Below are 12671 nucleotides of genomic sequence, written 5' to 3'. Positions count from 1 at the left end.
TAAATTCTAGCAGCATTTGCCTCTTCTTCGTGTGCTTTCTCGACAAGCATCTTGTAATCCTCATCGCTAACTAAGCCTTTTGCGCTATTTACAATTTCATCTGCTGTAGTAGCTGTCATAACCTTATATGAGAAGTTAATATAGTCCTCTCCCCCTTGTTCTATAGCTCTTGCAACGATATCAGCGCCACGAAGTGATCTAATATCAATACTACGACCATTTTCATCTGTAAATTCGATATCAGAATGCTCTTCCAATAGTGGGATTACATTTTCAAGCTCTTCATCAATTAACCTTGCTACTCGGCTTTGAATTTCACTTTTTGAAACTGTTCCTGAAGCTGCTGCTTCAAGTGTACATCCTACTAAGGAAGTAAAAGACATTACAATTAAAAGTAGTAATGCAACAACTTTTTCAACATGTTTCTTCATATAAAACTCCTTTTACCTATTTATTGGTAGTTTTTATTTAAATTCAGATTGCCAAGAAAAAATTAGAGAAAATCGATAGCGGGAAAGCTGTTTTATAGTTATTCCTTTTTCTGATATTGAACTGTCAAAAAGAGCAGCTCTTAAATCTATTGAACAATGTTTTAATATTGCAAAATTATAACCACATCTAATTGAAGTTAAGAAAATTGAGTTATCACTAGGTGCATCGATACCAAATAAATATGTATTATTAATTAAGCTAGCTCCCAAATAAAGACCTAGATTAGAAAATGGAAAGTAGTCAAAATCGAGTGAACTACTAAGCGCACATACCTGACAATCTCTTTCAAAACTTTGGTAATATCCAATAGTTGAGCTTATTTTGATGTCATCAAGGAGCAAACCAGCTTCACCTCTGATGGCTATATTATTGTTAATTAAGCTATCAAGGGAGAACATATCAATTCCTAAATTGAGTGTTGCTGCACCTAACATCGCTGGTGATAGTAATAGTGTTATTAATAAAGCATTTTTCTTCATGCTTTAATGGTATTTAAATTTATCAGTGTTATGTTGGGTGAGTGTGTTTAATTTTTAAAGAAAAATATAAAAAAATGAAAAAACGCTATTTAAAAGCGTAAAACGGGGAAAATCGATGTTTTATCCCCGTTAAAAATGCTTGTAAAGAGAAAATGTGTTTAATTTTGAAAATTTTTTTATTAATTGTTAGAAAAACCGGTTTAGAGCCATCCTAAAGCGCGATTTAACCCATCTTCGTCGTTTTTTACAGCTTTTGAAGAAAACAGTACTTCTTCACCATTATTTAAGCTAAAAACTATGCCTTCATGGAAGTCATCAACCTTCTTAATAGTGTAGGTTGCAATATCACTTACAGGAAAGGTTTTAAGTAGTATAATCTTTTCTTTTCCACCACTTCTTTTAAAGAAATAAACACTATTTTTAACTATTACTAAACGTCCATTTACGATATCGGAATTATTACCGTTAATCTTTATGTAGCCAGCTTTTACACTCCAATACTCTGTAGTATTTAAGTAAGATTTAATATCCTTATCTTTTACAATTGAATCGAGATAATAAAATGCAAAAAAAAGTGCAAATAAAACTAAGTAAAGAGACCAATAAATTAAATTATTCTTTATTGGAATAAACACTATGATAAATAACATTACAGGCATTAAAAACAAGACTAATTTCTTCACAATTAAAAGCCTCCAAAAAAATCATATCAGAAAATTTGCATCTGGGGAAATGTTGAAGTAAAGATAAGAGCACAAATAAAGCAAAACGGAGGATATATATGAAAGGAAAAAAACTGATGAACATGATTAATGTAGTCTTGATCCTTTTCGCTCTTATTTCATTAATCGCATGTGAAGCACAAAGTCATACTGCTGATATGAGAATTACACTAGAAAAAGAAGTATCTAGAACATATGCGCCTAATGATGTAAATCTTACAATTACAAATTATCAGATTACTTGTACTGGTCCTGATAACCAGCAACATGATTACAATACTAGTAGAAATACCTTTGTTCTTGAAGGTCTTCCTGTTGGACAGTGGAATATTACTGCAGAAGGTAGAAATGCTGAAGGTTTAAGTTTAGTTAGAGGTACAACTACATTTGACTTAAATCCAACAAATACAAATGCAACTGTAGTACTAAATGAGTTAATAGGAACAGGTGATATTTCACTAACATATACTTGGGATAGTAGCTTAATTAAGAGCCCTAGGTTAGTTGTAACTGTTAAGGGTACAGATAATAGTGTTAATAAAACATCTGAACCAACTCCTGCATCAGGATCAGCGGTATTAACACTCAGTCAGCAGCCTGCAGGCTCATATACTGTTAATGCAGCTTTATACGATGGTACAGTTCTAGTAGCTGGTGCAGTTGATGCTGTAAGAGTTATTGGTTCTAAAACAACAACTGGTACAATTAGTTTAAATCTTGATGAGGCTCCCTCAGTTGCTGGGCACTTAACACTTGAAAATAAAGTTGGTACCCCTGTTGATTGCATAATAAGTGGAATAAGTAACGGTGAAGTTGTAACAGCTCAAAGAGAAATGACTTTATCTCTCGATACTCAGTCAATTAACATTGATGATGTAAATGTTGAGTGGTATTTAGATGGTTCACTAATTTCTAGTACTAGCTCTGCAACAATTAAACCTGCTCCAGGTAAGCATAGACTTGATATCATTGCAAAAACTAAGATGCTAGGTTCAACAGGCTCTACTCAAATTAACTTTGAGGCTGCAGTTCTTGGCGCGCCAGGACAGCCAATATTAGCAGGTGAAATTTCTAATGGAGCAATTAAGATAGGTGGAAGAACAAATGTCGACTTCCTTCCAGATGGAAAAGTATTAGTTGTATCTGATACAACAAAAACAGCATCTATTTGTTCAATAATTAGAAATACTCTTGTTCTTGATAATAGTGTGCAGCTATCAAAGGCAATTAAGAAGGTTAAAGTGCTTAATACAGGAAATATCGTTACTATGATTTCAGATACAGATAATAGTGCAATACGCTGGACATATGATAAAAATGCAGCACAAATAATTAACCCTATAAACTGTCTTGGTAATATGTACTACAATTCAGCAACTCCAAAGTTTGAAGAAATATATGATATCATTCCTCCTTCAAGCTATAATACAAATTACTTTAGTGTTATTGGATATGGTGATAACGCAACCTATATGTCAATGCGTCATCTTACAAATAGCGTTACTGAACCTAATAAGTCAAACAACTTTGTCGCTTCAGGAAAGTTCCTTGGTTATAATAGTGGGGTTAAGTATAGCTTAGTTGCTAGTGATTACGATGGAGAAAGAATTGCTTCTATTGATCCAACAACAGGAAAGGCTGCAGCAAGTATTGTTACAAATGGTACATTTAAGACTAAATACTTCCAAGACCCTCAGCTAGTTGGAGCATCAGCTATTGCTATTATGAATAATCCATCTACCTCTGCAATTCGATTTGTTGCAGCTGTTGGTGATAAGTTTGTAGTTTGCAAAGGCGACAGCACAAATGGTGTAAGTGTTCTTGCAACAATTAATAGAACAGCTGAAGGTTCAGGTCTTAATACTTGCTATATGTTTACTAGCAAGAATGGAAAATATCTCTATGCACTAAATAGTGGTAATACAAGTATTTCAACTTATAAACTATTGGCTGATGACATAGAGTATGTTGCAAAAACAGAGCTTTCATTCTCACCTCAAAGAGCAGTCATTGCTAATAGTGGAGCATACATGTTTATTACAGGTAATAATGCAAGTTCGATATTGATGATGAAAATTAAAACTACAGAGACAAATTAATTACTTTCTTTTATTTTTTCATAACTCCCTTCTTCTCTGTCTCCCAGGAAACCCCTGGGAGACTCTTGTGTGAAAATTCAAAAAGAATATTCAAAATAAAGCCTTGGTGTGTCATAATAGTTTTATGGAAGATTTTAGAAATAGTGTTGCAGAACGTTTTCTGCGTTATACAAAATTTGATACAATGAGTAATGCTGCTCTTGCAGGCGTCAAAAGACCGACCACCGATGGTCAATTAAAACTTTTAGAAGTATTAAAAGCAGAATTAGAGGAATTAGGCCTTGAAACATATTTAGGCCCGGAAGCTGTAGTAATGGGCCTTTTAAAGGCAAATAAAGAAAATGTCCCAACAATTGGTTTTATGGCACATGTTGATACAGCAGATGATGTTGATGGAAACCATGTAAAGGCTAGAAGATTTGTTTATGAAGGTGGAGACATCGTCTTAGAGGGTGGTACTGTAATAAGAGAAGATGAAAATCCTGATTTAAAGAATTTTATTTCAAGAGAAATTATTACAAGTGATGGTACAACTCTCCTTGGTGCAGATGATAAAGCAGGGGTAAGTGAGATAATGGAGGCTGTAAAGTATCTAACACAACATCCTGAAATAAAGCATGGAGACATTGAAATATATTTCACACCAGATGAAGAGACTGGAAGTGGTATGTCGATGTTCCCATATTCTCGCTTAAAGAGTAAATGTTGTTACACTTTCGATGGTGGTCGAGAAGGTGAAGTAGAAGCTGAATGCTTTAACGCAGCTACTATTGAGTTAAAGGTATCAGGAGTATCAATGCACCTTGGATCTGCAAGAGGTAAGCTTGTTAATGCTATTACTGTGTTATCACAAATCATTACAACATTACCAATGGCAGAGAGTCCTGAAGCAACAGATGGTCGCTATGGCTACTACAGTGTCCTAGAAATTGGTGGAACAAATGTAGAGGCTCATGCACAGCTTTTTATTCGTGACTTTGATAGAGAAAGCTTTGAAAGAAGAATTGAACAAAGTAAATTAATTGCAAATAATATTGCATCTTTATACCACGCTAAAATTGATATTAAGACTACTATTAGCTACCGCAATATGGCGGAAGCAAATAGAAAAGTTCCAGAAGCTATTACTAGCATAATGGAAGCAGGAAAGAGTATTGGTCTAGATTTATATGAAACAATAATTAGAGGTGGCACCGATGGTGCACGTTTAGCTGAAACTGGAGTTTCTTGTCCAAATATCTTTGCGGGTGGTATTAACTTTCATTCACTTGAAGAGTGGATTCCTGTTGATAGCATGAATAGTGCAGTAAACCTTGTACTTGCTATTGTTAGTTGGTGGGCTAATAAATGAAAAAAATAGCTTTTTTCATCTTACTATGTGTACTTTCGCTTCAACTATTTAGTAAGCCAGTTGTTATGTACTCGTTTGATGAAAGAAGCGATGAACTTGTAGAATTTGAGAAAAAGCTAGTAAAAAGATTAGATAATTTTAATTTTGATGGAAGTATCTATTTTCTCTCATTTTCTGATTCAATTTTAACACTTTCTGTATTTGAAAAAGAATATAGAGTTCCAATAAAGCAGGATTACATTGAGAGGGCAATTGACTCCATCCTGCTTTATAATGATTACTTTGATAGTAAAAGTGATATAAAAATTGACTATATCTACAAAAATACTATTTCAAGCTTATCAAAGCTTAAAAGAGGTGAGCTTTATTATGCAAAAGATAATGATGGCAAAATAATGTCATTATTGGTCTCTGATTCCACTTCAGATATAACTCAATTAAGTAGTTTATATTCAAGAGATTTAGTTCCACTTTTAAAGCTAGAAAAGACATCGCCTTGGTTTTTTTCTATTAATGGAGGATTTGTTTTTACTCCAAAACTATTACTAAGTGGAGAAGTAAAAGTAAAAAACACTTCAATTTTCTATCCATTTAATCCAATAGTAAAATTTAAATTATCAAAAGACTCTCTTGGTCGTTTATCTTCATTTGAAGCGGTTGGAATTGGTTCTACTTTACCACTATCAAAAATATTTCCATCATCAATATCATTATTAAGAAATTCTTCTATCAATGGTGAATGTTTCCTTTATATAGGGCAAAATCCATCGCTCCTTTACGGTGCTGGATGGGAAATATATCTTTTATATATGCTAAATCAACACATTGGACTTAACGTAGGATTTGAAAACTTCTTAATTTATGATGATAATTATAAATACTACTGTTTTAATAGCTATGAGCTAAAGGTTGGAGTTTCATTTAGATGAAAAAAATAATAATCCTTTTATTATCTTTATTATTAGTTTCCTGCTCTACTATTTCAACTGTAGTTGAATCAGCATATACAGGTGTTCCAACTTGGGCAATTAAAACCCCAGAAAAGAAAGGTTATATCTATTTTGTAACTAAAAGTAGTGATGAAACTCAAAATCAAAGAATTAATTCAAGCTATCGAGAGCTCCTTACTCAAATATCAACAAAATTGGGATATGAGGTAACTGGAACATATTATAGAGAGCTTTCAACGCTTGGAACAATTTCGGATTTAGGCCTTGAGATAGTTGAAAAAAAAGAACTTGATGGTGTTTTATACTTACTCGCTGAAGCAGATGAATCGATTTTTAATAGTAAAAGATCTGAAGAGTATAAGGCCGAACTTGAAAGAATAAGCATCATAGATGAATTGTCTGAAAAGGCACTTCAAAACTATAAAGATAATAATGATATTGCTTCTTTAAACTGTTGGATATCTGCTGCTGCAGTTTTAGATGAAGGTAAAGCGGGCTCATATTCAAAGGATGAACTATTATCTAAAGCTGTCGATATTGCAAAAAGTATTAAATTCACTTTAAAAAATGAGAATCCAAAGGAAGGAAAATGTACCTTAGTTGTTTCTCGTGATAGAGGTGCATTATCTCCAAGAGTAATTAATGCTCCAATATTAATAACAATAATGGTTCATGACTTTAATGATGAATACTATCAATACACTTACCGTGAAGTGACAGATGAAAAGGGGATGGTGGAGTTCTATAAAAAATATCCTAAAATGGCAGACGTTGGCAGTGTTACCTTCTCTCTTGATCTTGAAAATGATAGTTTAATTTCAGAACAATTGATTAAGGAAGTTGAAGAAACAACAATTAGCTTCAATTATGCAATTGAAAGTAAAGCCTCAAGGGAAGGCATTGTTATTGCATTTAGTGAGTGGGATGAAAATGGTGAATTACTATCTAGTTCATACTCTGCAGATGCTTTTAAAAAGTATTTAGAAAAAGATGGAATAAAAATTACAAGTGCAGTTATTAATGGTAGTGAATATGAAGATGTTATTAAGGGCGCTCAGGAAAGATTTCCTGATAAAAAGTATTTAATATGGTCTAGAGTTGGTCGAAATACAATTAATAAAACTGTAGGTGGTGACTATGTAACATCTTCCCAAGGCTATACAATTTTATCCGATATCGAAAGTGGAGAGATGATATACTATGACTATACATCTCAAAGTGTAGCCTGGGGGCCTGATTTAGATGAAGTAAGTAGAGAGTTATTTACTTCTTATGGAAAGCTTATTGCTTCCCAAATTACAAGGTATTTATAATTTCATCGCACCTATTTGTGATTATTATTTTTGCACCATTTCGAATAAAATAGTCATAATCTGCTTTACTATCTATACACCAAACAGAGCATGGCTTATTAAGCTTTGTAATTTGTTTTCTTGCGATATTAATTCCAGGCTTAAAAAAGTCAGGATGAGCTATGTATTTACCTTGACCATGCTGTAGGATTTTTGGAACACTTTTAACACAATCATAAATAATGGCTGTAGGAATTGTTTTACAAAGCCTTTTAAAATCTCTAACTGGAAATGGGTTAAAGGATGAAACCATTACTTTTTCTTCTAAATGGAAGCTGTAAATTTCATCAAGGATTAATTTGGGAAGATTGGAAAAAACAAAAGGTTTTTCCTTTATCTCTATATCATAAATGATTGATGAACCAAAGGTTTCAAAAACCTCTCTTAAAGTTGGGATTTCACTATCAATTTGCTTTAGTTCTTTTAATGTTAATTCTTCTACCACAGCATCAATACCAGTTGTTCTCTTGGTATTATGGTCATGGATAACAGCAAGCTTTTTATCCTTTGTTAAATGGACATCTAATTCTATTCCATCTGCTTTAGAGCTAATTGCTCTTTTAAAGGAAGAAAGAGTATTTTCTCTTTCTTTTGAAGGAAGTCCTCTATGACCTAATATGATAGGCTTTGTAAAATTAATCATTAATACCTCTTATATTCTAAGAATATTAAATGTATGATTGTTTTTCATCAATCTCTTTGCTATTTTAAACTTTATGAGTGATTTTGAAACAATATCAAAAAGACGAATCCCATCGATGGATGCAACACTAACGTTATTTCGTCATCCATCTGGCTTTGAAGTTTATTATATAGATGCAAAAGATGAAGAATCTTTCTTCTCATATCAATTTAAAACCTATCCAAATAGTAGTAATGGGGTATTTCATATTCTAGAACATACAATATTAAGTGGAAGTGAAAAATATAGAGTACGAGACCCTTTTAGTATTATTTCTCGTTCAAGCTGTAATACATATTTAAATGCCCTTACTTTCCCTGATAGAACTATGTATCCTGCTGCATCACCATTAAAAAAGGATTTCGATAACATATTTTTAATATATACCGATTCTGTCTTTAGGCCTCTTTTACGAAAAGAAACATTCCTTGCAGAGGGCATCAGAGTTAAAAAGGAAGGTCCTTACTTCGATGGAGTTGTTTTCAATGAAATGAGAAATGATACACTTTCTCATGAAAGTGTTGTTTCATCACACTCTTTAAGAGATTTATTTCCAAATACAATGTACTCTTTTTCATCTGGTGGAGAAGCAAAGAGTATCGCAACACTTAGCTATGAAGAATACCTAAGAACCTATGATAAGTTCTATCATCCATCAAATGGGGGCTTATTTTTATATGGTAATATGATTGATGTAGAGGAAAAGTTAAACATATTATCAGAGTATTTAAAAAGCTATGAAAAAAGAGAAAAACTTCCTTTATACCCAGGAACTGTTAGATGGGATGAGCCAAAGGAAGCCACATATTACTCCTCATCTAGTGAAGGTGATGATAAGATAACTGTAATAATTAGCTATCTAACAACACTTTTAAATACTTCGAGTATTGATAGAATGTTCCTTTCAGTACTAGTTGATGCGCTTTTAGGTAGTCCTTCATGTCCTTTGTATAGTGCTTTATTAAGCTCTAACCTTGCAGATGATATTTCATCTCAAAGTGGTATGAGTGGCGATTTTTTTGAAATACCATTTTCTGTTGGTCTTACTGGAGTAAAAAAAGAAAAGGTTGAGGAAGCTAAAGCATTCATTATTAGTAGTATTGAGAAAATAGCAAATGAAGGTCTTGATAAAGATTTAATTGAAGCTGCAATTAGAAGACAAGAATTTGCAGCTAGAGAAATTCCAGGTGGAATGCCAAATGGCTTTAGGCTCTTACTAAGATGCTCTCGCACTTGGGCAAGAGGAGAGGATATTATCCCTGATCTTGACTCAGCTGGAGCAATAAAGAGTGTTCGAGATGCCTGGATAAAGGATGAAAATATCTTTAATGAATTCTTAAAAAAAGAGCTTGTTAATAATCCTCATCGACTTACTATTACTGTTATTGCTGATGATGATAAAGTTAAAGAAGAAGAGGAAACTTTAGTTTCTTTGGCAAAAGAAAAGTTAAATAGTGTAAATGATCAAGACGGAAAATGCTTTACAAACTTTATTTCTAAGCCAGATGATGAAAAAGATATTCAAGCTATCCCATGCCTAACTTTAAAGGATGTCCCTGTAAGAGGAAATTCTATCGATATGGAGGATGTGGATGGTATTCTAGTTCAACCACAGCTTACCGGTGGAATTATCTATTTTGATATCGTTGTTGATATTTCTGATAAGAGTAATGAAGAGTTATTATACTTTTCTCTATTGAGTAGAGAGTTACCAATTGCAGGTCTAATTGGTGAGGATAAAAGCTTAATTAATAGAAAATTAAGACTTCTTACTGGTTCTTTATCATATTTTATTGAAACAGGAAAATGCCAAGATGGTAGTACTAGAGCTTCATTTGTAATAAGGATGAAGGTTTTAAGAGAAAATCTTAATGCTGCACTTAATGAATTATCAAGGCTATTAAAACATTGCGATATTGCACAAGTTGAGAGTGTTAAAGGAGCTTTAAACGATATTAAAACAGACTTTGCAGAGAATGTTTCCTATGCAGGAACCTCTTTTGCTGCTTCTAGTGCATCTGCATCGCTTTCACCATCTCTTTCTCTTGGGGAAGATGTAATGGGAATTAAAGCTTGGCAAGCCTTTTCAAATTTAACCATTGATAAAGCATGTAGGGAAGTACAAAAAGCTTATTTAGCTCTATCTGAAAGAGGTCGCTTTATTATTCACTTAACACTTGAAGAAGCTGATAGAGCTTTTGCAGTGAAAGAGGCTAAAGAATTTTTATCTAAAATGGTTCAAAGTGATAAAATTTCACCGTTAGAAAGAGAGATAACAGAAAATAGGAAATCGATATTCTATCCACTACCAGTTCCAGTTTCCTACAACGCACTCTCAATTCCTTCTGCAAAGTACTCAACATTAGAAGAAGCCTCTCAAGAAATAGTTTCAAATATTTTTTCATCAGGTCCTCTTTGGCAAGAGGTAAGAACTGTCTTAGGTGCTTATGGTGTTGAAATGGTAGTTGACCCACTTGAAGGTTCAATCGTGGTTGCAACATATAATGATCCTAATATTATGAAAACTTATGAAACTATATTAAGAGTTGTTAAAGACTATGAAATAAAGGAAGAAGATATTGAAAATGCAAAGCTTTCGATTATTGGAAAGCTATTAAAGCCTTTATCTCCATCTGCTAGAGCAATAGTGGGATTTAGACGTTATTTGTACGGTATTACCCCTGATTTAAGAGCAATGTTTAGAGAAAATATTTTAGCTTCATCAAAGGATGATCTAATAAGAGTAAAAGAGGATTTAGTAGTAAAGATGTCCTCTGCTTCAAAGGCTACGCTTGGTTCAAGAGAGCTATTTGAAAGAGAGGACTCTGACTTTGTTTTAGTTAATCTACCTCAAGCATAAGATGCTTTCTTAATGTCTTCATCCTTGTCATGTAGCATATTGGAAGTAGAAATCCTGCTCCAATCCATGCAACAGGGGATGCAAGACATAATCCTTGGTATCCTAACATTACAGGAAGCGTAAAAGCTGCAATTGTTCTTAATACTAGCTCAGTAATAGATGAAATCATTGGAATGGCTCCCGAGCCTAAGCCTTGTGAACCTGTTCGATATAAGAAAATCATACCAAGTGGGATGAAGAAAACTACAATAGTGTTCATATAAATTTGAGCATTTTCAATAATTTGTGGGTCTGTTGTACTCTCATCCAAGAAAATGTATGAGAATGGAGTTGTAATAAAGTGGGCCAAGAATAGTGAGATAATAGACCAAACTACTACTATAGCTAATCCTATTCTAAAACCTTTTTTGATTCGCTTTAAATCTCCTGCACCCAAGTTTTGTGCTGCAAATGTGGAAATAGCCATTCCTAATGCAGGATAGAATTGGGTAATTAAGTTTTCAATTTTTGTACCTACAGAGTAAGCCGCAATGATATCAGAGCCAAAACTATTGATAGCAACTTGAACAATAATTACGCCAATTGCACATACAGAAAATTGTAGTGCACCAGGAAGACCAATTCGTAGTAATCGAACAATTAGATGCATATCAACTCTGAAATGTTCTTTTTCAAGCTTTAATATTGGTAGCTTCTTATTTATATAAAAGTAACATATTAATGCACTTATTCCTTGGCTAATTACTGTTGCAAGTGCAACACCTTTGACCCCCATTGGGATAACAAGGACTAGTAGTAAATCAAGAAAAACATTTAGAAGTGAAGATATAATTAGAAACAAAACCGGACTCTTAGAGTCTCCAACAGCTCTTAAGATTCCACTAAATAGATTATAGAATATGTTGGTAAGTAGTCCTATGTAAATTACTAATATATAGTCATTCGCCATTTGTAAAATGTTTTCAGGAGTCTTTACAACTATTAATAGAGCTTTTGATAATAGAGCAAAGATAATTGAAATAGCCAAGCCTATAAATAGAGAAAGTATTATGCTCATTGCATAGCACTTTTTCATCATTTTAAAATCTTTTGCTCCAAATGCCTGGGACACGGTTACAGCAAAACCATTTCCAAGTCCAATTGAAAAGCCAACTACCATAAATGAAAATCCGCCAACAGCACCAAGAGCTGCTAAGGCATCAACGCCTACGAAGCGGCCGACAACAATTGTATCGACCATCGAGTATACTTGCTGAAATAAATTTCCCAAGAATAGGGGAAATGTAAAGCCTAATAATAATTTGAGTGGAGAACCCACACTCATGTCTTTTTCCATGAGTAATGCTATATATATCTAAGACAATAAAAAGTCAATCAAGGTGGGTACTTTTTGTAAGTAAAAATTATTTCTTTTAAATAAAAAGAATTAAATATTTTTTAAGAAAATTTCAAAAAAAACTTAAAAAAACTCTTGCATTATTTTTTTGAAAAGGTTATATTCCTTATCCGTTGACCACGACGAGTAATCGAGTGGAAAACGAGATCTTTAAAATAGATAAGCGATAGGAAAGAGAGAGAAGAGAAAGAAGCCTGAGGCTTCTGTCAATTCGAAGAAAGACGAACGGAAAAAGAAATAAAAAGCCGGTTCGTGCGAGTATGACAGGATAAACTGAAGTAAGAAAGA

Annotated in this window: 10 protein-coding genes; 5 read left to right on the top strand and 5 right to left on the bottom strand. The window is 33.3% G+C overall.

Translation table 11 applies throughout. The annotated features are described in order from the left end of the window. From SOY52_RS06515 to SOY52_RS06505, 3 genes are all read right to left on the bottom strand, one after another. A partial coding sequence (locus SOY52_RS06515) for a hypothetical protein (protein WP_320848156.1) occupies positions 1-431 on the bottom strand: 431 nt, incomplete at its 3' end. 33 nt (positions 432-464) lie between these two features. After that, positions 465-971: a hypothetical protein gene (locus tag SOY52_RS06510; protein WP_320848155.1), complete on the bottom strand. Its 507-nt coding sequence runs from the start codon at positions 969-971 to the stop codon at positions 465-467. Between the two features lie 200 nt (positions 972-1171). Continuing rightward, a complete protein-coding gene (locus SOY52_RS06505; protein WP_320848154.1) occupies positions 1172-1654 on the bottom strand; it encodes a hypothetical protein in 483 nt (160 codons plus the stop codon). 98 nt (positions 1655-1752) lie between these two features. Between SOY52_RS06505 and SOY52_RS06500 the strand changes: the two genes are divergently transcribed. The 4 genes from SOY52_RS06500 (at position 1753) to SOY52_RS06485 (ending at position 7406) form a co-directional block, all read left to right on the top strand. Beyond that, a complete protein-coding gene (locus SOY52_RS06500; protein WP_320848153.1) occupies positions 1753-3792 on the top strand; it encodes a hypothetical protein in 2040 nt (679 codons plus the stop codon). Positions 3793-3916: 124 nt separating this feature from the next. Then, positions 3917-5143, top strand: a complete 1227-nt coding sequence (gene pepT, locus SOY52_RS06495; protein ID WP_320848152.1) for a peptidase T — start codon at positions 3917-3919, stop codon at positions 5141-5143. Further along, positions 5140-6072 (top strand): hypothetical protein, encoded by a 933-nt coding sequence (locus SOY52_RS06490; protein WP_320848151.1) that lies wholly within the window; start codon positions 5140-5142, stop codon positions 6070-6072. The genes pepT and SOY52_RS06490 overlap by 4 nt, the downstream gene beginning before the upstream one ends. After that, positions 6069-7406, top strand: coding sequence for a hypothetical protein (locus SOY52_RS06485; RefSeq protein ID WP_320848150.1), 1338 nt, complete (start codon positions 6069-6071; stop codon positions 7404-7406). The genes SOY52_RS06490 and SOY52_RS06485 overlap by 4 nt, the downstream gene beginning before the upstream one ends. Here SOY52_RS06485 and SOY52_RS06480 read toward each other — a convergent pair. After that, positions 7390-8088, bottom strand: coding sequence for a glycerophosphodiester phosphodiesterase (locus SOY52_RS06480; protein WP_320848149.1), 699 nt, complete (start codon positions 8086-8088; stop codon positions 7390-7392). The two genes, SOY52_RS06485 and SOY52_RS06480, sit on opposite strands and share 17 nt — an antisense overlap. Before the next feature lie 73 nt (positions 8089-8161). On the opposite strand from SOY52_RS06480, the gene SOY52_RS06475 reads away from it, so the two are divergent. Continuing rightward, positions 8162-10987 carry an insulinase family protein gene (locus tag SOY52_RS06475; RefSeq protein ID WP_320848148.1) on the top strand — a complete coding sequence of 942 codons (2826 nt, stop codon included), beginning with the start codon at positions 8162-8164 and terminating at the stop codon, positions 10985-10987. Here SOY52_RS06475 and SOY52_RS06470 read toward each other — a convergent pair. Next, a complete protein-coding gene (locus tag SOY52_RS06470; RefSeq protein WP_320848157.1) occupies positions 10968-12311 on the bottom strand; it encodes an MATE family efflux transporter in 1344 nt (447 codons plus the stop codon). The two genes, SOY52_RS06475 and SOY52_RS06470, sit on opposite strands and share 20 nt — an antisense overlap. Positions 12312-12671: the final 360 nt, after the last annotated feature.

This window comes from Bullifex sp., assembly GCF_034103065.1.
Classification (GTDB): Bacteria; Spirochaetota; Spirochaetia; order Sphaerochaetales; family Sphaerochaetaceae; genus Bullifex.
Note: the sequence above shows the minus strand (reverse complement) of the source record. Positions and strands in the feature narration are given on the sequence as shown.